Source organism: Bdellovibrio sp. HCB274 (assembly GCF_047306075.1).
GTDB lineage: Bacteria > Bdellovibrionota > Bdellovibrionia > Bdellovibrionales > Bdellovibrionaceae > Bdellovibrio.
On record NZ_CP178623.1, the window covers coordinates 1,794,225 to 1,820,667 of the forward strand.

The 26,443-nt window shown below is 46.2% G+C and carries 21 protein-coding genes, 1 tRNA gene and 1 riboswitch; of the genes, 19 read left to right on the forward strand and 3 right to left on the reverse strand.

The genetic code is table 11. The features are described from left to right. The first annotated feature begins 48 nt into the window (after window positions 1-48). The 4 genes from ACLWNV_RS08790 (at window position 49) to ACLWNV_RS08805 (ending at window position 3,597) form a co-directional block, all read left to right on the forward strand. Window positions 49-1,032 (forward strand): DUF4097 family beta strand repeat-containing protein, encoded by a 984-nt coding sequence (locus ACLWNV_RS08790; RefSeq protein ID WP_413587553.1) that lies wholly within the window; start codon window positions 49-51, stop codon window positions 1,030-1,032. A gap of 68 nt (window positions 1,033-1,100) precedes the next feature. After that, window positions 1,101-2,015: a hypothetical protein gene (locus ACLWNV_RS08795; protein ID WP_413587554.1), complete on the forward strand. Its 915-nt coding sequence runs from the start codon at window positions 1,101-1,103 to the stop codon at window positions 2,013-2,015. A gap of 348 nt (window positions 2,016-2,363) precedes the next feature. After that, window positions 2,364-2,464, forward strand: a riboswitch (purine riboswitch). Then, window positions 2,456-2,935 (forward strand): hypothetical protein, encoded by a 480-nt coding sequence (locus ACLWNV_RS08800; RefSeq protein WP_413587555.1) that lies wholly within the window; start codon window positions 2,456-2,458, stop codon window positions 2,933-2,935. (Overlaps the previous riboswitch by 9 nt.) 170 nt (window positions 2,936-3,105) lie before the next feature. Next, window positions 3,106-3,597: a hypothetical protein gene (locus ACLWNV_RS08805; protein WP_413587556.1), complete on the forward strand. Its 492-nt coding sequence runs from the start codon at window positions 3,106-3,108 to the stop codon at window positions 3,595-3,597. 43 nt (window positions 3,598-3,640) lie between these two features. On the opposite strand, the gene ACLWNV_RS08810 is transcribed toward ACLWNV_RS08805, so the two are convergent. Further along, the gene (locus ACLWNV_RS08810; protein WP_413587557.1) at window positions 3,641-4,291 is read right to left on the reverse strand and encodes a hypothetical protein; all 651 of its coding nucleotides are present in this window, start codon (window positions 4,289-4,291) and stop codon (window positions 3,641-3,643) included. Window positions 4,292-4,325: 34 nt separating this feature from the next. Here ACLWNV_RS08810 and miaB point away from each other — a divergent pair, with 34 nt between their 5' ends. The 7 genes from miaB to guaA all read left to right on the forward strand — a co-directional run bounded on the left by miaB (window position 4,326) and on the right by guaA (window position 13,407). Beyond that, a complete protein-coding gene (miaB, locus tag ACLWNV_RS08815) occupies window positions 4,326-5,720 on the forward strand; it encodes a tRNA (N6-isopentenyl adenosine(37)-C2)-methylthiotransferase MiaB (protein WP_413587558.1) in 1,395 nt (464 codons plus the stop codon). Then, a complete protein-coding gene (locus tag ACLWNV_RS08820; protein ID WP_413587559.1) occupies window positions 5,720-6,274 on the forward strand; it encodes a bifunctional nuclease family protein in 555 nt (184 codons plus the stop codon). The genes miaB and ACLWNV_RS08820 overlap by 1 nt, the downstream gene beginning before the upstream one ends. A 65-nt stretch (window positions 6,275-6,339) precedes the next feature. Next, window positions 6,340-8,547: a cation:proton antiporter gene (locus ACLWNV_RS08825; protein WP_413587560.1), complete on the forward strand. Its 2,208-nt coding sequence runs from the start codon at window positions 6,340-6,342 to the stop codon at window positions 8,545-8,547. A 73-nt stretch (window positions 8,548-8,620) separates the two neighbouring features. Then, a complete protein-coding gene (locus ACLWNV_RS08830) occupies window positions 8,621-9,784 on the forward strand; it encodes a formylglycine-generating enzyme family protein (RefSeq protein WP_413587561.1) in 1,164 nt (387 codons plus the stop codon). A gap of 24 nt (window positions 9,785-9,808) precedes the next feature. Next, window positions 9,809-10,321 carry a gamma carbonic anhydrase family protein gene (locus ACLWNV_RS08835; RefSeq protein WP_413587562.1) on the forward strand — a complete coding sequence of 171 codons (513 nt, stop codon included), beginning with the start codon at window positions 9,809-9,811 and terminating at the stop codon, window positions 10,319-10,321. Window positions 10,322-10,414: 93 nt separating this feature from the next. Further along, entirely contained in the window at window positions 10,415-11,878 is a 1,464-nt protein-coding gene (gene guaB / locus ACLWNV_RS08840) for an IMP dehydrogenase (protein WP_413587563.1), read from the forward strand. 5 nt (window positions 11,879-11,883) lie between these two features. After that, the gene (gene guaA, locus ACLWNV_RS08845) at window positions 11,884-13,407 is read left to right on the forward strand and encodes a glutamine-hydrolyzing GMP synthase (protein ID WP_413587564.1); all 1,524 of its coding nucleotides are present in this window, start codon (window positions 11,884-11,886) and stop codon (window positions 13,405-13,407) included. A 44-nt stretch (window positions 13,408-13,451) separates the two neighbouring features. Here the strand turns inward: guaA and ACLWNV_RS08850 are convergent, their stop codons facing one another. Continuing rightward, window positions 13,452-13,961 carry a fascin domain-containing protein gene (locus ACLWNV_RS08850; RefSeq protein WP_413587565.1) on the reverse strand — a complete coding sequence of 170 codons (510 nt, stop codon included), beginning with the start codon at window positions 13,959-13,961 and terminating at the stop codon, window positions 13,452-13,454. Window positions 13,962-14,128: 167 nt separating this feature from the next. On the opposite strand from ACLWNV_RS08850, the gene ACLWNV_RS08855 reads away from it, so the two are divergent. The 8 genes from ACLWNV_RS08855 (at window position 14,129) to ACLWNV_RS08890 (ending at window position 25,549) form a co-directional block, all read left to right on the forward strand. Further along, window positions 14,129-15,097, forward strand: a complete 969-nt coding sequence (locus ACLWNV_RS08855) for a hypothetical protein (RefSeq protein ID WP_413587566.1) — start codon at window positions 14,129-14,131, stop codon at window positions 15,095-15,097. 64 nt (window positions 15,098-15,161) lie between these two features. Then, the gene (locus ACLWNV_RS08860; protein ID WP_413587567.1) at window positions 15,162-16,418 is read left to right on the forward strand and encodes an MFS transporter; all 1,257 of its coding nucleotides are present in this window, start codon (window positions 15,162-15,164) and stop codon (window positions 16,416-16,418) included. Between the two features lie 36 nt (window positions 16,419-16,454). Further along, complete coding sequence (gene dnaE, locus ACLWNV_RS08865) at window positions 16,455-19,991, forward strand: DNA polymerase III subunit alpha (protein ID WP_413587568.1); 3,537 nt, start codon at window positions 16,455-16,457, stop codon at window positions 19,989-19,991. 5 nt (window positions 19,992-19,996) lie between these two features. Beyond that, window positions 19,997-21,163, forward strand: a complete 1,167-nt coding sequence (locus tag ACLWNV_RS08870; RefSeq protein ID WP_413587569.1) for a hypothetical protein — start codon at window positions 19,997-19,999, stop codon at window positions 21,161-21,163. 10 nt (window positions 21,164-21,173) lie between these two features. After that, complete coding sequence (locus tag ACLWNV_RS08875) at window positions 21,174-22,100, forward strand: hypothetical protein (RefSeq protein ID WP_413587570.1); 927 nt, start codon at window positions 21,174-21,176, stop codon at window positions 22,098-22,100. Window positions 22,101-22,139: 39 nt separating this feature from the next. Further along, window positions 22,140-23,891 (forward strand): substrate-binding domain-containing protein, encoded by a 1,752-nt coding sequence (locus tag ACLWNV_RS08880; RefSeq protein WP_413587571.1) that lies wholly within the window; start codon window positions 22,140-22,142, stop codon window positions 23,889-23,891. 59 nt (window positions 23,892-23,950) lie between these two features. Further along, a complete protein-coding gene (gene asnS / locus ACLWNV_RS08885; protein ID WP_413587572.1) occupies window positions 23,951-25,342 on the forward strand; it encodes an asparagine--tRNA ligase in 1,392 nt (463 codons plus the stop codon). A 131-nt stretch (window positions 25,343-25,473) separates the two neighbouring features. Further along, window positions 25,474-25,549 (forward strand) — tRNA-Val (locus tag ACLWNV_RS08890). Between the two features lie 185 nt (window positions 25,550-25,734). Here ACLWNV_RS08890 and ACLWNV_RS08895 read toward each other — a convergent pair. Further along, complete coding sequence (locus ACLWNV_RS08895) at window positions 25,735-26,415, reverse strand: MerR family transcriptional regulator (RefSeq protein ID WP_413587573.1); 681 nt, start codon at window positions 26,413-26,415, stop codon at window positions 25,735-25,737. Between the last annotated feature and the right edge of the window lie 28 nt (window positions 26,416-26,443).

Genomic DNA, 26,443 nt, shown 5'->3' on the forward strand with positions numbered 1-26,443 from the left:
TATCTTAAATAGAGTCTGAGTCAATATTTCAGAATTTGGAGACAACGCATGTCAGCGATCACGGTCATCTTGATGAGTCTTTTTGTTCAGCCTCTTTTTGCAGCCACTTTTGAGGCGCCGGTTCAAGAAGGGACTCGTATGGTCATAAAAGGTCTGGACGCCCAGGTTCAGCTGGTGTCAGTTCCAGGCGCTAATACTGTGAAAATCTCAGGTGTGGAAGAGTCAGGGTTCGAAGGCGCTTTCGTAGTGACTAAGAAAGAGAATATCATTGAAGTTTCCATGAATGAATTCGGCAGTAAAAAAACCTGGATGAATATCTTGCCAAAAGCGAGCTCAACCACGAAAAAAATTGAGATTTCTGGTGCCGCTGTTCCAGTTGAAATTCAACTCAAAGGTGGTAGTGTTGTTGCCCAAAGATGGAGCAAAGATCTGAAAGTGAGTATGACTTCAGGTCGTGTTGCTACGGCGAACGGAACGGGCTCCCTGCAGCTTTACGTGCAAAAAGGCGAGATTAGTGTCGCGGATCACGTGGGACGCGTAAACGCAGACGGTTATTCCGGTGTGATGAATCTAAAAAACATCCAGGGCGATATCGACGCATCCATGTTCTCGGGGCAACTGAATTTGGAAAAGGTGCGTGGCTTTGTTTCCCTTACGACGCAGCAGGCGACGGGCAAGGTCAATCAAGGTTCCGGCACCATTCAATTTGAAAATGGTAAAGGCAGTTTGAATCTGCAGGCGTTCCAGGGACGTCTTGAAGGTCAGAATCAGGAAGGCAATGTCACGATCACTATGACTTTGGATTCTGAAGTTGATGTTAAATCAAAGGCGGGACGAGTTAATATTATCTCTCCAGCGGCTTCGGGAGCCAGCGTCAATCTGTACACCGTGGATGGCGAAATCTTTGTTCCCAATGAATTAAAAGTCAGCAAATTGAGTTCAGAAAAAAGTGTACGAGGGCGTCTGCGTGGCACAGCACAAAGAGGCAGCATTTCCGTACGCGGCCAAGAGGCAACAATTCAAGTAAAATGAGTTGACAGCCCAAGCTCTATGATTCAGGTATTTGAAGGTACATTCATCACCGTCAACTAGGTAAAACAATGGCAAAAATCGTAAAAAAGAAGCCCGCAGCAAAGACTCCAGCCAAACCCGCTAAAAAAGCGCCGGTAAAAGCTGCGTCTAAACCAGCCCCTAAAAAGGCAGCGCCTAAGACAGTTGTTAAAAAGAAGGCCGAAAAAGCTCCCGTAAAGGCAGCTCCCAAAAAGCCGGAAGTTAAGAAAAAGATCGAAGCCAAAGTTGAGGCGAAGGCGAAAGCTCCTGCGAAATCCGCTAAGGAAATCAAAGAGACGAAAGCCGAAGTTTCCAAAAAGGAAAAAGTCGAGAAAAAGGCGGCTCCAGCCCCTGCACCTGAAAAAGCCGTAGCTCCTAAGAAGGACGCGAAAGCCCCTAAAAAAGGCAAAGGCAAAAAGGAAAAAGACGAATCCGAAATGGACGATGACTTTATCGCTGACGATGATGCGATGATGGGCGACGAAATCGGTGAGTACGAAGAAGAACTTAAAGCTGTCGAGGAATCCGAAGAGGAAATCGAAGTTATTGAGGACTGGACGGCCGAGGAAAAAGACAAGTCTGACGAAGAAATCGTTCTGACGGATGCTGAAGGCCGCCGCTACTGCCGCGCACGTGATTGCGATCAGGTGGCAGTTGTTGATGTTTATTGCCGTTATCACTACCTGTTGTTCTGGAAGAAGATCCAAGTACGTAAGAAAATCCTTACGGATGGTAAACTTGAACGCTACGTTGAGGAATTGACGTCTCGTTACCCAGATAAATTCCTTGAGATGATCCGTCGCGATCTTCGCACTGAAAAAGACTTCCTGGCTGCGATTCAAGAACTTGAAATCGATGAATCAGCGGGTGAGGGAGAATTTGAAGAGGATACGAACGCGTTCATCGAAGAAGTCAGAGGCATGGGCGATTCCGGTGGTACTGTTTCCGACGACGACGAGTACTAGTCGCGCACTGGCAAATACGATTTACCTGCGTTGCTGCGTCGTCGCTGTACTTGCAGTACAGCTTCCTCCTGGCGCCTTGTTAAATCGAATTTTCCAGCACGCTTGAGTTAGTTTTGGGTTTTTTGGGCACCGACGGTGCCGGTAAATAGCCTCACTTTTTTAAGTGGGGCTTTTTTTTGGTTTTTTTGTGTGGCGCGTAAATACGTGAAAAATCGGCGGTTTTGGGGGATTTGTTAAGGGAATTGATAGTTTACAAATGTTAATTTTGCACATCTCGGGATTTGCAGGTGCGTCATGAAATTTTGTGGTACAAATTTGAATTGCAATCTGGAAATGGGATTGGTAGCAGTAGCCGCAAGTTGAACCCTGAATATATGTCGGAGATATGGTCCGACGTTTCTACCTGCCACCAGTATTAATGGCAGACTATTTGGAGATATATGAAGAACCTATTCGTTCTTTGCGCGATTCTAGTCGTTTCCCTTTCATCATTTGCACAAGATGCATATCCTGAGGGACCAGATCAAAACCTAACACCAGGTGCACTGTGCAACCGTCCAACGGAACACCGTTACCCTGAGCAAATCAACTACTGCGAACGTAATGTTGATACTCAGACTAAAAAAGGTCGTTTCGCAGCATACGATCAACAGTTGGGTTACCACACTCGTCAAATGAATCGTCAGGATTTCAAAATCGACCATTACATCCCACTTTGCATGGGTGGATCTAATGATGTGAAAAACCTATGGCCACAACACAAAAATGTCTATGACATCACAGATCCTTTGGAAGGTCTTTTGTGCGAAAAAATGGCTCAAGGCAAACTTTTGCAAAAAGACGCTGTTCAAATCATCATGCGTGCTAAGAACAACTTGAATGAAGTTCCAGCGATTTTCGCTCGCGTACAAGATCTTTAATCTGAATTAATATCTCTCATCGAGGGGTTTGGCTCACTTCCATTACTGGGGTGGGCCTTTTTCATTTCTGGGAACAGTATTGTCGACGTTTGATAAATGAAACTTCCTTTTAACTTGAAGCTGAAGGCCTGCGTGGATATGTTTCGTCTAAATAAATGGGGAGTTATCCGATGAAAAAGTCACTGGTCGTATTCAGTATTCTTGGGCTTGCGCTGACTGCTTGTAGTTCTGAAAATCACGATTCTAAAGGAGTTGTGCCACCATCGTCTGTCTCCAATGATGGTCAGGGTAATCATTCTCCTGAAGCTCCTCCTTCTGAAGAAGCTCCGCAAAATGATCAAGGACTTGTTGGCACTGTTTGGACACAGAAGAATACCAATGAAAATTCCGAGATCACTATTGAAATTAAATTTGAAGATTATGTCGTTAGTGCTTCGTCAACTTGTCGTACGAAAAATTCCCTCAGTTCTATGGAACATCATTCAAGAGTTCTTTATTCAAATGAAGGAAAAACAGCAGAGGTGGTGTCTTCCATCAATTTTAACTTCGGCGACTGTAAGGCCGAGATTCCTCAGGGTATCAAATTTGAATTGGAACACGATCAGATTTTCGCGATTGATAACGGAAAGCGGTTGTTGACCGGGCTTAAAAGAAAACAATAATTACATCGACTTTTGAAGTTCGCGATTCAAATAAAAAAAGCTCCTAGTGGAGCTTTTTTTTATTTCCGCTGAACATGCGCGGTCCGCTTTCATCGTCGCCGTCTTCATTTTCCGGCTCTGATTCTTCGTCGTGATCTTCATAGTCTTCGTCGTCACGGGGAGGGCTTAGCTCTTCGCTTTGATCGGCACGTGCCAGAGCATCTTCGGATTCCGCTTCCTCAACCACGATGCTGTCGTCTTCGACGCCCAGGAGACGGTTGGCTTCTGCTTCAAGGTTGGAGTTTTCTGTAGAGAATTGCACGTAAAGTTTTTTGCCCTGGAAAGGGATTTCTTTCCAAACATACGGGAAGTCCACTTCGCCATCGTTTTCAAAGTACTCCATCATCATGGAAGCTGCTGCATCCACGCAGTTATGAATACGTGTGATGGCGTCTTGCTGTTCCTGAGAGTAGTTCATAGAAACTTCAAAATTCGCTTGGGCAAGGCGGCCATTTTCATGGTATCCGACGCGTAGCACAATCTCTTCTGTGTAGATGCGGCCTTCGATAATCAGTTCAGCATTCTCAAGGTATTGCGCGAAATTTTCGTTGAACACCGTCTGAATTTGATCTGAGTACTCTTTGGGGAAATTCGTCCATTTTTTTGAACTTTTCAGTCTTGGATTCATAGCGAGAAGCTCCTCGAACTTTGACATTTCTAAAGTGCTCCTCTATAACTCACTTTCTTTGATGACACAAGAGGTAAGACAAGTGGATGAAGTGAGCCAAATTCCTGAAATCACCAAGCAAATTGAAGGCATTAATCAAGATGTTGGTCAGGGCCGTGGTGTCTATATTTCCACTTACGGATGTCAGATGAACGTGAACGACACGGAACGCATGTACTCCTTGCTGGAGATGCAAAACTTTGCGCCCGTGGATAAACCTGAAGACGCGTCTTTGATCATCATCAACTCCTGCAGTGTGCGTGAAAAACCGGTTCATAAAGTTTATTCCGAAGTTGGAACTTTCAGAAAAATGAAAGAGAAGAATCCGGATCTGCGTATCGGTGTTGGTGGTTGCGTGGGCCAGCAGGAAAAAGAAAATCTGATCAAAAATCAACCGATGATCGACTTCGTATTCGGTACGGATCAAATCGACAGCCTGCCATATTTGGTTGCTGACAGCTTTATGGATCGTGAAAAGCGTATCAGCGCAAAATTCCAGCACCGTGCCCCTTATCACATCGAAACGATGGTAAGAAATCCGGGCGTGGCAACTTTCGTAAACATCACAAAAGGTTGCGACAATTTCTGTACATTCTGTGTGGTGCCTTACACTCGCGGTCGCGAAAAGTCCCGTCCATTGCAGCACATTCTGACAGACATTCGTCATCTGGTTAAACGTGGTATGAAAGAAGTGACCCTTCTTGGGCAGAACGTAAATTCATACTCCGACAGCGATGTGGACTTTGCTGATTTGATGGCCAAGGTTGCTACTGAAACGGAAGTCGAAAGAATTCGTTTCACGACGTCGCATCCAAAAGATTTCAATCAGAAGCTCGCGGATACGATGGCGAAGCATCAGGATAAAATCATGGAATACATCCATTTGCCTTTCCAGAGCGGCAGCACGCGCGTTTTGGAGCGTATGAATCGTATTTACACTCGTGAAGAGTACCTGGAAAAAATCGCAATGCTTCGCAAGTCGATTCCTAACGTGGTTTTCTCGACAGACATCATCGTGGGCTTCCCAGGTGAGACTGAAGAGGACTTCCAGGATACGATGAAGATGGTGCAAGAGGGTGGCTTTGAAACTATTTTTGCATTCAAGTACTCGCCTCGTCCATTTACCAAGGCGGCAAAATTTGAAGATCAAATTTCCGAGGAAGTTAAAACGGAGCGCTTGAATCGTCTGTTTGATATGCACGACAAAATGTCCTTCGAATTGGTTAAACGCTATGAAGGCCAGATTTTAAAAGTTTTGGTTGAGAACACCGACCGCGAGGAAGGCAAAGTTCACGGCCGCTCTACAGGAAACAAGCTTGTTCACTTGAAAGGCACTCCTGATTTGATTGGTAAAACAGTGGATGTACGTATCACGCGTGCCTTCCCGGCGACATTCCATGGAGAATTGGTTCAGTAATGAAAGAAGACGTTTTGGATTTAAACAATCTGAAAGCCCAAATCATTTTCGCGGATGAATCCCGCGACGAAGAAACTTTTCATCAGGACGATCTGGTTCAATTGTTTCCATATGGTCTTTCGGTGACCGGGGATATCTCCCGTCCTTTTCTTTTGTTAAAAGACGAGTCTCATGCGCATACATTGCCAGTGGCTGTTTCGCCTATCGAGGCGGGCGTGGCGCTTTCTCAAACCAATAAAAGTATCGCAGAATCTACTCCGCATAAATTTACTGAGCTATTGATGCAATCCTTGGGGATTGAAGTTCGTCAGGCCGTTTTTGTGGAGATCAAAGGCGCCAATCAATACGTTCGCCTTTATTTGACCGGCCACCCTAAGACGAATTCAATCAAGGTTCGTGCAGATGAGGCCATGTCACTTTGCCTGCACTTGGGAACTCCGATTTTTGCGACCAGAAATTACATCGGTCGCTCCAAGGTGATGAATGCAGCGGTGGAGAGTAATTCCCACGTACTCCAAAACATGTCTGGCGAAAAGCCTCGCTATTTAAATTAAAAAAAATCAGTAAAATTGCTGTACTGCAAATTGTGAATTGTTCCTGTTGTTGAAACAATAGGGACATGATTCATTTACCCCCATTGATTTACGATCTCGGCATTATCCTGGTTGTGGGCGCCCTGGTGACGCTTCTATTTAAAAAACTTCGTCAACCTGTGGTGCTTGGATATCTCGTTGCTGGTTTTTTAGTCAGTCAGCATTTTCCTTACTTACCAACGATTCAGGACAAAGCCAGTGTTCATACCTGGGCTGAAATCGGCGTTATTTTTCTTTTATTCGGTCTCGGCTTGGAGTTCAGTTTCAAGAAACTGGTGAAGGTCGGTGGCTCAGCAGGATTTACCGCCGTCTTTGAAGTCATCTTTATGGTGGGTTTGGGGTATCTAGTCGGTCGCCTGATTGGTTGGAATTCTATCGACAGTTTATTTATGGGTGGCGTTCTTTCGATCTCGTCCACGACTATTATTGTGCGGGCCTTCCAGGAATTAAATATGAAAGGCCAGCGCTTCGTTGAGCTGGTTTTTGGAATATTGATCGTGGAAGACATTGTGGCAGTATTGCTATTGGTTCTTTTGCCTTCCCTGGCGATGAGTGAAGGTTTCAGCATGAGTTCCTTTGCCACAGTCACATTCAGAATGGTGTTTTTCATTTTGTTGTGGTTCGTGGTCGGTATTTTTCTTTTGCCGGTATTTTTGCGTAAAATTCGCAGTCTATTGGAAGAGGAAATCACTCTTATCGTTTCCATCGCTTTGTGTTTTATGATGGTGGCGGTTTCTGCGATGGCAGGTTTTTCCCCGGCGCTGGGGGCTTTCGTCATGGGCTCTTTGCTTGCGGAAACTCCTGAGGGTCACCGTGTTGAAAAACTGATCAATCCGGTTAAGAACCTGTTCGCCGCGGTCTTCTTTGTTTCTGTCGGTACGATGATTGATCCAAAAATCATCATCGAAAAGCCGGGACTGATTTTGTTGCTCACCCTGGTGACTATATTCGGTAAATTTATCAGTACGTACCTGGGAGCTTTGCTTTCCGGTCAAAGCCGGAAAACTTCGATGCAGTCAGGGATGAGTCTGGCGCAAATCGGGGAGTTCTCTTTCATCATCGCTTCATTGGGTATGACTTTGAAAGTCACCAGTGATTTCATTTATCCTTTGGCGGTTGCGGTTTCTGCGGTGACCACTTTCACAACGCCATACCTGATTAAATCCTCGTCGTGGTTTTCAGAAAAAGTGGACCGCATTTTACCCGACCGGGTGAAGGCGGCTTTGGATAGCTATAAATCCTCCTTTGAACGTCAGGGTACTCGTTCCGTGTCCTCCATCCTGGTCGAAGCGTATGGTATGAAGATTTTGGTTAATGCCGTGGTGATCGTGGCGTTGACTTTTGGTTTCAAACTTTATGCGACTGAATTCCTGCGCATGCTTTTCCCGGACTTCAGACACATTCAGCGTGTGTCACTAGGGGTGTGTATGGTCTTGTCGGTGCCGTTCTTTTGGGGATTGGTAAAGGGGCGACCTGCAAAAAAATTCAGTCATGACCTGGACATCATGGCAAGGTTGCGTCTGTTAATTCCCGGCGTAACGATTGCCCGCGTGTTGTTGGCGATCTTTCTTTTATCGGTCATGGTGGCCCAGTTTGTATCTCTTCGTGTTGCTTCAGGCGCCTTGGTGGGGGCAATTCTGGTGATGAGTGTTCTGGCTTATCGCTATGGCGAAGTGGTTTATAAATTCTTCGAAAGGGAGTTTTTATCAAACCTTACTGAACGTGAACGGGAAGAGATCGCCAAGCGTGATGAGATCACCCAGCTGTCTTTGCCGTGGGACGCATCTATCAGTTTGATTGAGGTGACATCGGATTCCACTTGGGCAGGAAAAACACTGCGCGATTTGAAGTTTAAGGAAAACTACAGCGTGACGATTGCTTCTGTAATTCGTGGAGCGCGCCGTTTCTTTGCCCCTTCTGGTGATTTTTTATTGTGGCCCTATGACAAGATTGTTTGTTTCGGCAGTGACTCCGAACTTCAGGATTTGAATCACAAAGTCGAACAAGAACGCGTCAGCAGAGTGGCTGAAGTCGAAGCTCCGAAATATCGCATGGGCTCTTTTGTTATTCAAAAAGGTGACGTCTATGATGGTAAGACTATCCGAGAGACTGGCATTCGTGAATCACAAAAAATTCTAGTTGTTTGTGTTGAAAGAGGCGCGACCAGAATCCTGGGACCGTCTGCTGGTACGGTTTTGCAGGCCAGTGATCTAGTCTGGTTCGTGTCGGAATAAATATTTACGAAAAATTTTGGTAGCGGGAAAATAGGAAGATCTTTTCAAGTCAATTTCTGGAAAGGCTTCGCTTATGAAAACAAGGTTTTCCCGCAAGTTCTATTTCTTTTCAGTTCTGATTTTATTAACGGGCCTTTTCGTCGGAGGCTCCACCTTCTATGCGGCCCCCTTTTTACAACTCGAAGAAACCCCGGCCCGGGAAGAAGTTTTTGCTTCTGAAGAGGAAGATTCAACCGAAAATGCCATGAGTCCCCTGAACCCGAATTTCAGTCAAAGCATGGTTTGGATTCCAGGTGGTGAGTTCTGGATGGGTAGCCCCAGTCAGGCAGTGCTTGATGCTCAGCCGGTTCATCGCGTGCATGTTGATGGATTTTGGATGGATCAGTATCTGGTCACGAATCGTGATTTTGAAGAATTTGTCGAGGACACCGGATATATCACAATCGCAGAGCGCCGCCTGGATCCAAAAGATCATCCTGATTTGCCACGAGAACTGCTTGAGCCCGGCGCAATTGTTTTCAGTCCCCGTATTGAAAGAACAGATTTGGGAATCAGCGGTTCAACCTATTGGCGCTGGCAGGCGGGTGCAAATTGGCGTCATCCGGAAGGACCGTTAAGTGATTTGCGTGGGCGGGAGTTGATGCCGGTTATTCACGTTTCCTATACGGATGCGGAAGCTTATGCAAAATGGCGCGGCAAGCGTTTACCGACGGAAGCAGAGTGGGAGTTTGCTGCCCGGGGAGGTTTGGATCGCATGCCTTATAGTTGGGGCCGCGAGTTTCGACCTGAGGGCCGATTTATGGCGAACACCTGGCAGGGAAATTTTCCCTATTTCGATTCTGCAGAGGATGGATATAAAGGTTTGTCTCCGGTGGGAAGCTTTCCTGCAAATGGCTACGGTCTTTTTGATATGACTGGAAATGTCTGGCAATGGGTTTCTGACTGGTATCGCGCTGACTACTTTAAGGAGTTCACAAAGAATTTGGTTGTGAAAAATCCCAAAGGACCGGATAGCTCAGAAAATGAATTGGATCCTTCATTTAAAAAACGTGTGCAAAAAGGTGGCTCGTATTTATGTACGGATTCATTTTGTTCAAATTTAGATCCGGCAGCACGAAGACGCGGTGATATCTGGAGTGGATCTCCTCAGGTGGGTTTTCGTCTGGTTACCTCTGAACCTGCAAACGTCTCCCGGGCCAAAGGGAAAAATTATTCCCAAAATGCAAAGGGGATGTGATAATCTGGGGCTTGAGGTTTACATATGAGCACTCCCTTTGTTAAGGCCCGTGGCCAGGTTCCCGTAGTCGCAGAAAAAGTATTTATCGCAGACAATGCGCGAATCATTAGTGACGTTGAAATCGGAGAAGGTTCTTCGATTTGGTATAACGTGACAATTCGCGGTGACGTCATGCCAATTCGTATTGGCAAGGAAGTGAATGTTCAGGACGGCAGTGTCATTCACGGAACTTATGGAAAATATGGAACGACTTTGCATGATCGGGTGACGATTGGACATCTGGTGATGCTTCATGGTTGTGAAGTGGGTCGTGCGACATTGGTGGGCATGGGATCCATTTTGATGGACGGAGTAAAAGTGGGTGAGCACTGTTTGATCGGTGCAGGTTCACTTTTGGTGGAAGGAACTGAGATTCCTCCCCGCAGCCTGGTTGTGGGCCGTCCGGCCAAAGTAAAACGCGCTTTAACTGATGAAGAGGTCGCGTTGCTTGAGAAATCCGCAGATAATTATCTGCTCTATAAAACCTGGTACGAATAAGCCACGACTTTGGTCAAAATCCTGACTGATTCCTGATGGTGTTCTTGTTGAACTCTGACCTGATTCAACACAGAATATCCTCAGGAGTTTTATATGGAACGTGAGATCCCTTTTGCACTGACATTTGATGATATTTTGCTGCTTCCCCAATTTTCTGAAATCACTCCCACAGAAGTGATTCCCAGAAGTTTTTTTGCGCGGGATAAATTTCTAAACACTCCGATTATTTCTGCGGCGATGGACACGGTCACCGAAAACCGCACGGCCCGCGTGATGGCACAATTTGGCGGACTGGGAATTATTCACAAGAATATCTCCGTCGACAAACAAGCTCTTGAAGTTGAAAAAGTTAAAAAATACGAAAGTGGAATGATCATGGATCCTTTGACCTTGGGGCCGGATCACATGGTGCAGGAAGCTTTGGATCTGATGGAAAAATACTCTATCAGTGGTGTGCCTATCACAGTTGATGGTTTGCTTGTGGGGATTTTAACGAATCGTGATTTGCGTTTCGAAGAAAATTTCAACCAGCCCATTCGTAATCTGATGACTCAGGAAAATCTGGTCACAGCGAAAATGGGAACTACACTTGAAGAAGCAAAAAAGATTTTGCAAAAGCATCGTATCGAAAAACTTCCGGTGGTGGATGCCAAAGGAAAATTGAAGGGCTTAATCACCATCAAGGATATCGAAAAAGCCAAGAACTATCCGCAGGCCACCAAGGACAATCACGGTCGTCTGTTCGTAGGTGCTGCGATTGGTGTGGGAACTGATTCGGCGGAGCGTGCCGAAGCCCTGGTTGCGGCGGGCGTGGATGTACTGTGTGTGGATACTGCTCACGGACATTCGAAAAACGTTGTCGACATGGTTAAACATATTTCCAAAAAGTTTAAAGACGTGATCGTCGTTGCCGGAAACGTGGTAACCGCAGAGGGAACGCAGGTTCTGATCGATGCGGGCGTTGACGTGGTAAAAGTCGGCGTGGGACCTGGAAGCATCTGTACGACTCGTGTTGTTGCCGGTGTGGGTATGCCGCAAATTTCGGCGGTGATGGAATGTGCGCGCATCGCTAAGGCCAAAGGTAAAACAATTATTGCTGACGGCGGAATTAAATTTTCCGGTGACATCACGAAGGCCCTCGCATTGGGCGCGAATACGGTCATGATCGGTAATTTGTTGGCGGGTGCAGAAGAATCCCCGGGCGAAACGATTTTATTCCAGGGTCGCAGCTATAAAGTTTATCGCGGCATGGGTTCCATTGGTGCCATGGCCCGAGGTTCAAAAGATCGCTATGGTCAAATGGATGTTGAGGACAATGAAAAACTGGTGCCAGAGGGTATTGAAGGTAAAGTGGCTTACAAGGGACCTGCCAGCGGAATCATTCATCAGCTTGTCGGTGGTTTGAAATCCGGTATGGGTTACCTGGGTGCGGTTAATATTGATGAACTTCAGTCTCGGGCAAAGTTTGTTCAGATCAGTGCATCGGGTTTGCGTGAATCTCACGTGCACGATGTCAGCATTACCAAAGAAGCTCCGAACTACAGAATTGAAAGTTAATAATTATGCTACGTGGTTTTATCATCCTGGATTTTGGTTCGCAGTTCACTCAGTTGATTGCGCGCCGTTTGCGTGAAATGGGATATTACTCAGAGATTCATTCTTACAAGTATCCCACTGAAGAAATTATTAAAAAGAAACCTTATGGAATCATTCTAAGTGGCGGACCTAATTCAGTTTATGAAGCCGGCGCTCCACAAAGAGATATAAAAGAGCTTCGTAACATAAGTCCTTTGTTTTGCGTTTGTTATGGAATGCAGCTTTTAACTCACTCATTGGGTGGTCGGGTTACAAAAGCTCAGCATCGTGAGTATGGTCTGAATTATGTAACATGGACTGAGGTCATAAAGGGCGTTCCGCAAAAACAAAAAGTTTGGATGAGTCACGGTGACGTGGTTGAAGCGGTGCCAGAAGGTTTTCAAATTATTGCAACGTCGGATGGAGATCATCCGGCAGCGATGCGCGGTGAAAATGTTTTGGCTGTGCAGTTTCACCCAGAAGTTGCTCACACCGATCATGGTTTGGATTTACTAAAGCACTTCGCGACAGATATTTGTAAAGCCCCTGCTGACTGGGATGCGCCTCACATCAAAGATCATCTTATGGAAGACATTCGCAAGAAAGTCGCTCCTGATGATCACGTTCTGGTTGGGCTTAGTGGTGGTGTGGATTCCACCGTGGTGGCCACTTTATTAACGAAAGCACTGGGTGCTGATCGTGTTCACTGCGTCTTTGTTGATAACGGATTGTTGCGTAAGCATGAGTATGAAAACGTTCTGCAAAGTTATCAGGGCTTGGGTTTGAATGTGAGTGGCGTGGATGCTTCGCAGGAATTTATGGCCGCTTTAGCAGGAAAAACAGATCCGGAAGATAAACGCAAAGCGATTGGTCGTGTGTTTATTGAGGTTTTTGATAAGAGTTATGATAAAGCTCTTCCGATTAAATGGCTGGCGCAAGGAACTCTTTATCCCGACGTCATTGAGAGTGTGTCGTCCATTGGTGGCAGTGTCACTATCAAATCCCATCACAACGTGGGTGGCTTACCTGAAAAAATGAATTTGAAACTGCTGGAGCCTGTGCGTGAGCTTTTTAAAGATGAAGTTCGCGCCATGGGCGCGCAGCTGGGCTTATCCAAAGAACTTCTATGGCGTCATCCCTTCCCGGGGCCCGGGTTGGCGATCCGTGTTTTGGGAGAAGTTACTCCTGAGAAGTTGCAGATCTTGAAAGACGCGGACGATGTTTACATCTCTCAACTCCGCAAGCACGGCTTATACGATAAGATCTGGCAGGCCTTCTGTGTGCTTCTGCCAGTGAAAACTGTCGGCGTGCAGGGTGATTCCAGAACCTATGATCACGTCCTGGCTTTGCGTGCGGTGACTTCGAGTGATGGCATGACAGCGGATTGGTATCCGTTCGAATTCGCCTTTCTGCGCGAGGTTTCAAACCTTATTACCAACAAAGTAAAAGGTGTGAATCGCGTCGTGTATGACGTCACCAGTAAGCCTCCCGGCACTATTGAGTGGGAGTAGTTTTTTTAAACAGGCGGAATTTGGCCCGCCTGTTGGTGATACTGTTAGGGTTCACATTCCAATCTGAATTTTTCCCAGTTTCCGATTTGTGTGGCGTCGGTATGTATCGTGTCAGTGATGCGTCCGCCACCTCCCACCGCTGTGACATAGTTGCCAGTCAAGGTTTGTAAGGCATAGACGCCATTACCCAAGGAAATAGCTTTAAATTTTTCCCATCCCTGCAGTTGAGTTGCATCAGAGTGGATAACATCAGTGATGCGTCCTCCGCCGCCCACCGCAGTAAGGTAGTAGCCTTTTACTGTGCGCAATCCATAACTGATAACAGAGCCACCATCGCAGGAATCCACGAAGGTGAATCTTTCCCAGGAGCCAACGCGAATGGCATTAGTATGAATGACATCAGTCAATCGTCCCCCGCCCCCAACGGCAGTCACGTAGTGACCGGTGTAAGTTTTTATTGCACATTTGATGGGACCGTTGCAGGCAAGTCCCAGGCTTGCCATGCCTTGAATAAATAAAACCGTGATCGCGCCAAAGATCAGATTCTTTTTCATACTCGCTCCTTATGTAGATAACGTTGTTTGGATCTTAGCTGTAGGAAACTGCTAAGGGGGCCATTGGGCAAGGCCGGATTTGCATGGTTTGTCATTCGAGAAAATGTGTTTTGACGTTGGATCTGGTGATTGTCCGGGGACGTGATAAATCTAAGGCAAATCATAGTTTGAAAAAAACAAATCAGGAGGTCGTGGTGAATCGCGTGAAGTGGATTTTGCTTGGGGTTACTTCGTTGGCAGCAGTTGCATTTGCTGCTGAACATATCTTTTTTCAAACGGCGGGAACTTCAGCATTTGGTTATGTTAAAGACATCAACAATCTTCGTCAGGTCAATAAGGTCCTGCAAAATTACGAATTGTTGGTGATCTACAATCAGCAAAATTCCAAAGATGATCTGTATCTGGTCGATACCAACTTAAAAACAAAATACTCCCTGGATGTCGATGGTATAACCGGCAAGCTAAAAATGAATACTCGAACCGGTGATAATCTGCAGACTCTGCTGTGGGAAAAAGCTGAAGATGCGACGGAGGTGAACTACGATCACGAATTCGGCCTGGTGACGACAGGGCTGTCACAGTGTTGTGGTGCGAATACTGGATATAGAATCTATGATGTGAAATCAGGATATCTGATTCTTTCCTTCAATTCATTTTCTGATAATCCGGTCGTGCAGCATCCTTTCGTTTTAGATGTCCCGAATTCCCAAATGCCTCAAAGATATATTGGAATTATCGGAGCAGATAGTACGCGGGATCAGGATTTCGGCGCACCTGATGCCGGAAAAGTAAAAACGGCGTTGGTTAAAATGGGGATTGTGAATAAGTTTTATCAGCGACTGCAAATTGATATGGCGGTGGCCAGTGGTTATGCTCCCAGCATTTTGTCTGTGACCATGGAGAAAGATTCAAACGTCACTGGCAGCGATAAGATCGAGATTTCCCGGGATGTGGCTACCCTCTGGAATATCGATGGTAGCACTGAACCTAACGCCGTCGAAGGGGTGCAAATTAAGATTATCTTAAACGGTGGTCTGGGAGATAAAACCGTGATCATTCCGGTTTTAAAAGATCGCTTAAGTCTGGATCAAGCCACAGTTCCTGAGGGTGTAAGTCTGAAGGCTCTGGCGATTTAGCTTTCACGAGTTTACTTCTGTTAAGCGTTCTTGCGAATTTTGTGAAGTCACATTAGAATGAGCAATGCTTATAAATGTGACTCCGCTTCGCAAGTATCGTGATTTCCGCCTTCTTTATTTTGGTCAGATGGTTTCTCTTTTGGGGAGTATGGTTACTTATGTGGCGATTCCCTATGAAGTTTACGAATTGACCAAGGATAATTGGCTGGTCGGAATGCTGGGGTTGGTGCAGCTTCTTCCGGTTCTGATCTTCGGAATTTTGGGAGGAACTTATGCAGACCGCATGGATCGTCGTAAGTTGCTTCTGACTTCTGAAATCATCATGACTTTGATTATTCTGGCGCAAGCATTAAACGCCTGTCGGGAAAAACCCTCTGTTCCTTTGATCTTTGTTTTGGTTGCCATCTTCCAGTCGGTGATGGGATTTCATCGTCCTGCCATGGAAGCCATGACTCAGAAAATTGTCGAGCCCGAAGACTATCCCGCGATAGGTGCGCTGGGAAGTTTTCGTTGGGCCGCAGGCGCGATCGTGGGACCGGCATTGGGCGGAGTGCTGATTGCAAAATTTGGTGTCAAGGGAGCGTACTTTTTTGACGTCATCAGTTTTGCCGCAGCCTTCGTCGCTTTGTATTTGATGAGTCGTATGCCTGCTCCGGAAAAACGTGATGTTTCTCCTCTGGAAGATGCAAAAATCGGATTAAAGTATGCGCTTTCAAAACCGGAGCTTGTGGGAACTTATGTGATTGATATCGTGGCGATGGTCTTTGCATTTCCTGTCGCATTGTTTCCGGCAATGTCTGAAAAGTGGGGTGGAGCTACCGCTGCCGGAGCTTTGTTTTCGGCGATGGCGGTGGGTTCCTTGATCATGACCTTATTCAGTGGTTGGACTGGAAAAGTTCGTCATCACGGACGAGCGGTGGTGATTGCGGCCACTCTATGGGCGGTTTTTATTATTGGAGTGGGTTTTGCGCCAAACCTATGGACGGCCGTTTTATTTTTGGCCCTGGCGGGTGGTGCCGACATGATGAGCGGTCTTTTCCGTGGAATCATTTGGAATCAAACCGTTCCTAATAATTTACGTGGACGACTGTCTGGTATTGAAATGATCTCGTACATGTCGGGACCGCTGTTGGGAAATGCCCGCGCGGGATGGGTCGCTGCGAAATATTCAGTGCCTTTTAGCGTGGCCAGCGGTGGCTTGATTTGCGCTGTGATGGTGGTCATAACGGGCTTTTTGTTGCCCCAGTTTTGGCGCTATAAGAGTCAAGGCAAAGATGAGGAAAAACTTACTCCCACAGAGGGGTTAACGCAAGGCTCCTAATTTGAATAAACGACCTAGCTAAGATAAGAATTTAACATGTCTTTTGTTCATCTTCACGTTCACTCAGAATACTCTCTTTTGGAAGCTGCCTGCCGGGTCAAAGCCATCGCTAAAAAAGCGGCGGCGATGAATATGCCGGCCGTGGCTTTGACCGACAATGGCAACATGTTTGGTGCTGTTGAATTTTACTTTGCCTGTAAGGACAACAACGTAAAACCACTTCTGGGTTTGGATGCGTATCTAGCGCCTGGTTCCCGTTTGGAAAAAAAGCAGGACCGTGATCAGGTCGCGCAAGGACCACGCCGTTTGGTGTTCCTGGCGCAAAATCAAAAAGGCTATCAAAATCTTTGTAAGCTTTCGACGATCGGTTATCAGGAGGGTTTCTATTGGAAGCCTCGTATCGACTATGAAGTTATCAAAGAATACAATTCTGATTTGATTTGTCTGACTGGTGGTCTGCGCGGTGAGGTGGCTGAGGCCTTTATGAAAGAGGGCGCGGATGCTGCATTGGCAAAAATCCGTCAGCTTAAAGAAATTTTTGATGATCGTCTGTATTTGGAAATGTGTCGCACCGGTGTTCCGGAGTGGGATCAAATTAATCCGTTCCTGCTGGAAGCTTCAAAAATCACAGGTGTTCCTGTGGTGGCAAGTAACGATGTTCACTACATGACTCAGGATGATCAGATCGCCCAAGAGGTTTTGATCTGTATCGGTACCAATAAGACTTTAAGTGATGAAGGTCGTTTCCGTTTAGGAACGGATGAGTTCTATTTAAAAAAGCCAGAGCAAATGGTGGAGCTGTTCTCTGATATTCCAGAGGCTATCAGCAACACTTTGCAAATCGCTGAACGCTGCGATGTTAAGTTTAAGCTTAAAGACGACGTGGGCAAGCCGATTTATCACTTGCCAACTTTCCCAACCGACGAAGGCGTCACCTTGAAAGAGGACATCGCCCGTCGTTCCAAGGAAGGTTTGCTGCTTCGTTTTGAAGAAGCAGCTGAAAGAGGTGAGGCGGTTCCGGAAGAGAAAAAGCCGGAATACTTCACTCGCCTGGAATATGAATTGGGCATCATTGATCGCATGGGATTCAACGGTTACTTCCTGATCGTCCAGGACTTTATCGGTTGGGCCAAGGATCACGATATTCCCGTGGGCCCGGGGCGTGGTTCCGGTGCCGGTTCCCTTGTCGCCTATGTTTTAAAAATTACGGATTTGGATCCGCTTCCAAATTTCCTTCTGTTCGAGCGTTTCCTGAATCCAGAACGTATCTCCATGCCCGACTTCGATATCGACTTCTGTCAGGATCGTCGTCAGGAGGTGATTCGTTATGTGACAGAGAAGTACGGACAAGCGTCTGTTTCTCAGATCATCACTTACGGTAAATTGCAAACTCGTGCCGCACTTAAAGACGTGGGCCGTGTTTTGGGAATGCTTTTCGCCGAAGTGGATCAGGTAACAAAATTAATTCCGGATAAACTGGGTATCAGTTTAAAAGAATCTCTGGAGATGGAACCCCGTCTGACTGAGATGATGGAAATGAATCCGACAGTGGCAACACTGATCGACCTTGCACAGCGTGTGGAAGGTATGGTTCGAAATGCGGGTATCCATGCCGCAGGTGTTATCATCGGTGATGGTCAGCTGGTGAAGCATGCGCCTTTGTATAAGGGTGCGGATGGCGAGCAGGTCGTTCAATACGATATGAAGCATGCCGAGAAAATCGGTTTGATCAAATTCGACTTCCTGGGCTTGAAGACATTGACTCACATCAACATGGCCTTGAAGCTGATCAAAAAGAATCGTGGCAAGACGATCACGTCGCGCATGATTCCGATGACCGACACGGCAACTTTCGAAATGATGTCCCGTGGTGATACCGCCGGGGTGTTCCAGTTCGAGGGTGAGGGCATCACCGATGCCACCCGTAAAATCCGTCCTTCAAGTTTTGCCGATATCACGGCGATCACGTCATTGTACCGACCAGGTCCGATGGCGAACATTCCTGACTTTACGGATCGTAAGCACGGGAAAGCTCCGGTGGAGTATCTGCTTGATGATACCAAAGAGGTTTTGTCAGAAACCTATGGGATCATGGTTTACCAAGAGCAGGTTATGGGTATCGCCTCCAGAATCGCCGGTTATTCCCTGGGTGAAGCCGACATGCTTCGTCGTGCGATGGGTAAAAAAATCAAAGAGGAGATGGATCAGCACCGCGAGCGTTTCATGAAAGGGGCCATCGAAAGAGGTCATAACAAGGAACGCTCTTCAGATTTGTTTGATCTGATGTATAAGTTTGCGGACTACGGTTTCAATAAATCCCATGCCGCTGCTTATTCGGTCGTTACGTTACAAACAGCGTGGTTGAAGTGCCATTACCCGGTTGAGTTCTTTGCGGCCCTTCTATCTACCGAGTTATCTGACACTGAGAAAATCGTAAAATACTCGAAAGACGCCGCGAAACGCGGCATCACAGTTAAATCCCCGCACGTGAACTTCTCGGAGTATTTCTTCGGTGCCCATGGTGAGGAAGTTTATTTCGGTCTGGGTGGTATCAAGGGTGTGGGGCAGAATGCGGTTGAAGCCATTGTCGAGGCACGTGAAAACATGCCTGATAAAAAGTTCAGCTCCCTGGATGAATTCTTTAATGCGATAGATCTTCGTCGCGTGAATAAAAAAGTGATCGAGTGTCTTATCAAGGCCGGTGCATTTGAGGGCTTTGGTGCGCATCGTGCACAGTTGATGGCGGGCTATCAAAAATTCCTGGACCGGGCGCAAGGTTTGCAAAAAGACCGGGAGCTTGGTCAGTCTTCATTGTTTGATTTGGGGCCTTCGACAGAAACAGTGGTGAAACTTGAAGAGGTTAAACCGTGGAATCGTACAGCGACCTTGGCTTATGAAAAAGAAGTTTTGGGTTTCTATCTGAGTGATCATCCGCTGAAAGGCTTTGATACTCTTTCAGAAATCTTTACGACGTGTAAAGTGATTGATCTGCCAGCGCAGATGCCAGCCCAAGGTTCCCCGGAGTGGGAAGCCATGCAGGCCGCGAAAAAAGACTGGAAGAACCGTGATGCCGCAAAAAAACGTGTCATCGTCGCGGGTCTTATTACCGAGCTGCGTGAACTGATCACAAAAAAGGGAACCCGTATGGCCTTCGGAAAGATCGAGGATCTGACCGGCGCTGTGGAATTGGTGATTTTCCCTGATGCCTTTGCGAAGAATGGTGAAATGCTGAAAGATGAGCGACCGATGTTAATCGGTGGCGGTCTTGAGGTCGAGGAAGGCGTCGCTAAAATCATGGTGGACTCGGTGTCCCCCCTTGAGGATATACTTAAGAAAACCAAGCGTATGGTCTTTAGACTGGATCGTATTCCTTACGAGGACTATGGCCGTCTGAATTCCCTGATGAAAGAGAATCCCGGTCCAACGGCAGTAAGTCTGGAAATTGATATACCCGACGTCCGCCGCCGTGTGATGATGGAAGTAGGCGATATTTCCGGGGTTAACGTCAGTAACGAATTCTTTGAGGGCGTCCACTCGTTGTTTGGACGAACGGATTTTATTGAATTGAGGTAAGAAAAATGCGTTTTGCAACTTTGATGTCTTTCTTCTTGATGTTTTCTTCCGGTGCACTGGCGCAACAGGCAGAGTTGTTGGAACGCAACTTTGCCGGCACTTCAAAACAAACCACTCCGCAGGCGGCAAAAGCTGATATTCAAAATCAGGCAGCGCAAAAAGTTTCTGAAGAAGTGATCAAAGATCTGATCGGGGAAGAGCGCTATACAAAAAACAAAACGTTGATCGCGAATAAAGTGATCAAGCTTTCCCCACGCTATATTCCTTTCGTTAAACCGTCGCCTATCACTCAAGAGGGTGAAGAATTCAAAATGACAGTGAACATGAAAGTTTCACTGGCTGATTTGAAACAGCTCCTTCAGGTAAATTCCCTTCTGAATGAAAACGATACGATCCCGGTAGTTTTGCCGGTGATTAGTTTCGTGGACCGTGTCGAGGGCAGAAGTTTCCGTTGGTGGCAGCCGTCGACCGACAAAAACCAGGGTTTTCTGGTAAAGCAAAATCGCACGCTTGAAGAGGCGCTGCGCGGTTCATTCCTAAAAAGCAATTTCTTCGTGATCAAACCGGTGGAAGCGGGTTTGGGTGCGAACGTTCCAGGCAGCTATCAAAATGAAAGAGTTGCTGGTGACGATGCTCAGTTTTTTGCCCAGTATTTTAATGCCCCGGTCCTGATTGATGGTCAGGTTTTCCTAAGCAAAGCAGATAAAGGCAATGGCTTTAAAATTGAAGTTCGTATGACGGCAGTTCAGGTCAGTAACGCCCGCCCTATCGCGGATGTTTCACGTCGTTATGATGTGCAGGGATCCTTCGAAGGTGCCGTGGATAAAAAAATCCGCGAAGTGGCAGAGGCTGTCGCGAACGATCTTTCCTCTCAAGTATTCGAAGCCTGGCAGCGTGGTTCCGTGGGTACGTCTGTAATTCGCGTGACGGTAACTGGAAAACATACTTTGCCTTCCATGGAAGCTTTGAAAGAGCGTATTCGTTCTCAGTTGACTCAGGTTAAAAACATTCGTGAGCGTTTGGTGAGTTCTGATTCTGTCAGCTTTGAAGTTGATACAGCGGTATCAGCAAACGAGCTGGCTACCAAGCTTGAAGCTTTGGATGTGAACGGTAAAAAGCTTGTGAAAGTTTCTGAAGACCGTGAAGAGATCGTTTTAAGACTGGCGCAATAAGGAGGCTCTGGTGAGATTGCTTTTGGCATTGGCAGTTGTGATGTCCATGGTGGGATGTATGACTGTAAACCGTTCCGGTGGTCCGCAACGTGAAGTGCGTGACGAGAATCAGGTTTCCTATAAAAATGATTCTGCCCCAAGAAAACGTCTGATGATTTTACCATTTCTGGATTCTTCTGAAAAACGCCCGCAAAGTGTGCGTGATCGCGCACGCTCGGCATTTATTGCGGATCTAAATCGTTCTGGTGAACTGATTGCCCTGGATAGTCGTGAATTGAATTTGGATCTGACAAAGATGATGGACCCGGCCGGTGGTTATAAATTGGCTGATGTGGCAAAAGCAGCAAACTCCCTGGGTGTTAATGCCGTCCTCGAAGGGCGTGTGTTGGATGTTCGTGTTAAAAGAAGTGCTGACAACGTAGGTGTGGTTCGACAGCTAACCACAGGTTTTGAGGTTGTCGCGCAAGTGCGTGTTGTCACGGCTCGTGGAGGTCAGGAAGTTTTCAACACGGTAAAGACTGTGATTCTTAAAGATCAGGGTGTGCGTGTTGCTGAACGTGTCGAGTCTGATAAATTCCTGCAGAACAATCCGGATATGATTGATGTAATTGTCAAAGATGCCTTTTTGGATTTCTCTCCGCAGGTTTTGGCAGCGCTTGAGAAAATTTCCTGGGAAGGTCGAATTGCGGCAATACAAGGTGACCGCATTTATCTGAACGTTGGCAAAATTTCCGGCTTGGAAATGGGTGATCTATTGAAGGTCATGGAAGACGGTGATGATATTTATGATCCAGAGAGTGGGACGCATATTGGTCGTGCCCCGGGTCGACTTAAAGGAACTCTCGAAGTTATTTCTTACTTCGGCACAGATGGCGCAATTGCAATCATTCATAGCGGCTCTGGCTTCAAAGAAAACGACCGCGTAGAGCTTTATTAATTCCTGTATTTAAAAAATGAATCGGGATAGGATCGAAGTGTGAAAACAATTTTTACACTTTGTCTTATCAGTCTGTTTTGTTCAGTCTCATTCGCGAAAGACTGGAAAGTTGCTGTTCTATACTGGAGTATGAAAATCGAAGGCCAGGTTGCCATGCGCAAGGGCCTCGAGGAACAGGTTCAAAAATTCAATACCGAAAATAAAGGCAAGAACTCTGTTACTTTGATTCCTTACGTTGCCGGTGAAGGTCGAAAAGGAGTTGAAAATCAGACGACACAAATGCAGCAGGTTTTAAAAGATAAACCGGATGCCATTGTGATTCAACCCACAGACAACTCGGCGCTGGCGGCAGGTTTGGCAGAAGCCAACTCTTTAAAAATCCCGGTCATCGCTTATGATCAGTACATCGTAAATGGCGAGCTGACAGCTTTTATCACCAGTGCCAATTATTATGCTGGTCAGGATAATGGTCAGTTTATAACCAGTCTGTTTAAGCCTGAACAAAAAATAAAAATTGCTGTCTTTGAATACCCTGCTGTGTCCTCCACAACCGAACGTGTGGATGGTTTCTTTGATTCTTTGCGGGATCAAAATGCCAAGTTCGAAGTTGTAGGGATTTATCAGGCAGTGGATCCCGACTCTGGCAGGACGGCTGTTAAAAAGTTTTTAAAGGATTTTCCCGGCAAGGGCAGTGTGGATGTGATTCTGACTGTCAATGACGGTGGGGGCATCGAGATTGTTAAAGAGCTCTATGCAAAGAAACGTACGGAAATTCGTCACGTCACTTTTGATGGCGATCCGGAGTCGGTGGAAAACATCCGCAACGGACGACTGACTGTCATAAATTCCGCGCAATTCTGCGGGGAGCTGGGGCGGGAGACGGCACGAACGCTGGTGAAGGTTTTAAATGGCACCGCCGTTGATAGAAAGATTCGCGTCAGCACGTTTCCCATTACCAAGAAAAATATTGCAGAATACCCGGGCTGGATGGGGGTACCAAAATCCCAGCCAAGAGCAAAAGTCGACAGACCGTCCCCAAGTATTTTGCCGCGGGAAGAGTTTGATCGAAATCAAAAACGAATTATTCGCATCGGTACAACACCTCTTTGTCCGTATATTTGTGAAAAATCCCCGGGAGTTTGGACAGGCTACCTGTTTGAAATCCTGGGCGAGGTTGCAAGAAATCTAAGAGTTGAACTGCGCTTGGAAAACGTCACACCATCGCGTTTAAAGCAGGGTCTTCAGAATCGGAAACTCGACTACATCATCGCGCCAGAGTATCTGGTTCGATACATGGATGATATTTTGGTCGTGGGTCCTCAGTTAGGCGTGAATTATACAGGGGCGTTGCTGCCTAAAGCTAAAAAAGCTCCGCATATTTTTGATCAGCAGTCCCTGGCAAACCAAAAGATCATTTATTCAGACTTTGGATTTCAGGACGGTCGGATCGAAAACGAGTTTTCGGGACAGAAAATCAATAAGCTTTCGGGATCTGACGTGGTGGAGCGTATGTTCCGCATCGTGGCACAAAAGCGTATGGATGTAGCCCTGGGCGACTATAACGTTCTTAGGTACTACCTGGTGCGCGACAAGGGGCAATTTACACTTCATCCAACGTCTATCACTGGATTTAGCTTTCTGGTCCTGGTGGGGCTTAAAAAGAACAATCAGGTTCACCTTTTGGGGGATGGCTTGAATGAATGGTTCACCCAGTCCCGTAAGAATTCTCATCTTCAGGAGATTCTGGGGCGCTATAATCTTACGGATTGGAACATCCTGACTCGCGATTAAAATATTGATTTTATAGCGAAAAATACATAATCATAGAAGGTCAGTTGAAAGGGCTTTCTATGCAAACAACTCTGGTTAAATCACTTTTTAGAGAAACTGAAAAATTCCTGGATAAAGAAATCCAAATGTCTGGTTGGGTTCGTAAGATCCGTGACCAAAAGAATTTTGGTTTTATCGAGTTGAATGACGGCTCTTTCTTTAAAGGCGTGCAGGTTGTATTCGACGAAAAAATGTCAAACTTCGAGGAAGTTGCAAAGCTTTCGATCGCAAGCTCCATCATCGTGACTGGTAAAGTAGTAAAGTCTCAGGGTGCAGGCCAAACTTTTGAAGTTCTTGCTTCTAAAGTGGAAGTAATTCAAAAAGCCTCTGCAGAGTATCCTTTGCAAAACAAACGTCACAGCTTCGAGTACCTGCGCGAGATCGCTCACTTGCGTCCGCGTGGTAACACGTTCTCTGCGGTCTTCCGTGTGCGTTCCGTGCTTGCGTACGCGATTCACAAATTCTTCCAGGATCAAAACTTCGTATACGTGAACACACCAATCATCACCGGCTCTGATGCTGAGGGTGCGGGCGAGATGTTCCGGGTAACGACTTTGAAGCTGGAAAATCCACCTAAAACGGCTGATGGCAAAATTGATACTTCTAAAGATTTCTTCGGTAAAGAAACGAACCTGACAGTTTCTGGTCAGTTGAATGGTGAAACATTCTGCGCGGCTTTCCGTGATATCTACACATTTGGTCCAACATTCCGTGCGGAAAATTCAAACACGTCCCGTCACGCGGCTGAATTCTGGATGATCGAGCCGGAGATCGCATTTGCTGATTTGTCAGCGAATATGGAGCTGGCTGAAGACATGATCAAGTACATCATTCGCTACGTGATGGAACAATGCCCAGAGGAAATGGAATTCTTTAACCAGTTCATCGAAAAAGGCTTGTTCGATAAGTTGAACAACGTATTGAACAACAACTTTGCTCGCGTGACTTATACTGAGGCGATCGACATCCTGAAAAAATCAGGTAAGAAGTTTGAATTCGCCGTGGAGTGGGGTATTGACATGCAGTCTGAGCATGAGAGATTCCTGGCTGAAGAGCATTTCAAACGCCCGGTGTTCGTGACTGATTACCCTAAAGAGATCAAAGCGTTCTATATGAAATTGAACGAAGACGGTAAGACCGTTCGCGCGATGGATTTGTTGGCGCCAGGAATCGGTGAAATCATCGGTGGTTCCCAGCGTGAAGACAATCTGGAGATTCTGGAGTCCCGTATGACGGGTCATGGTCTGCACCTGGAAGATTACTCTTTCTATACAGATCTACGCCGCTACGGCAGCTTCCCGCACGCAGGATACGGCTTGGGCTTTGAACGTATGTTGATGTACGTGACTGGTATGACCAATATCCGCGACGTAATCCCGTTCCCACGCACGCCAAACAACGCTCTATTCTAGTTTGGTTTAAAAAGGCGGGTGCTGGTGGCACCCGCGCTACCAAGAAGAGGCGCGTCAATCGCCTGCACGCCCTATCAAATACTTGCCCGAGTCCTTGGGAATAGATAAATTAAACACCTCACCAAGTATGTGCGGATATAGCGTAGTTGGTAGCGCGCTTCCTTGACATGGAAGAGGTCACTGGTTCAAGTCCAGTTATTCGCACCAAATTTCTTCCTCAATTAAAAACGCAGACAACATGTAAATTTCATTTCCGCTGCGGAAGTGATGTTCTTTGATATAAAAAAAAGGCTGATCGTTAAATCAGCCTTTTTGATATTCGAACTCTGCCGCCACGGTGGCAGCAGAAAGAGACAATGCGCGATGCAGAACCAGATCGGTTTTGATGCGCGTTAAATATTTTTGTTTTTAGCTGGGGGAGTCCAGTTTGGATCTCGTGCCATATTGAAATAGGCTTTAGACGTTTTTAAATGTCTACTGCTTAGATTGGATTCTTTAATCTTTGTCAGACATTTTGCGATCAGCTTATGGGAGTTTCCAAGATCATTCAATTCCCCTTGGTTGGCGGCCTTCAAAACTAAATCAGCATAGGCACAAGCTAGCATTTGTAGTTCTTCATCGTGACCAAGTTTTTTCTTTTTAAGACAGTCCTCGGCATATTGAAGTGTCCAACTGTTCAGATCAGAGAATGCCACATTCTTAAATGCTTTCTTTTGTCGGGACGTAAGAGGTTTCATTTTTCGTGAAGCCGTCAAAAGAGATTCGGCATCGCGGATTTGTTTCTGGATAGAATTCATTTCGTTTTGAAGTTTTTCGATATTCTTTTCAATGTTTTTCGAAATTGCGGTTACGTTTAATTCAGGGGACGATTTTAACATCGTTTCAATTTCTGCAATTGAAAAGCCCATTTGTCTAAACTGGAGAATTCTTTGAGCATTAACAATGTCATCTTTCCCGTAGACTCTATATTTATTTTCTGGATCGCGGACACTGCGAAGAATGCCCTTTTCTTCGTAAAAACGAATAGCACGCGGTGTAAGGCCTGATATTGCAGCAAACTTTTTTATGTTCATATTAATCTCCTGATTGGGAGTTTCAGGC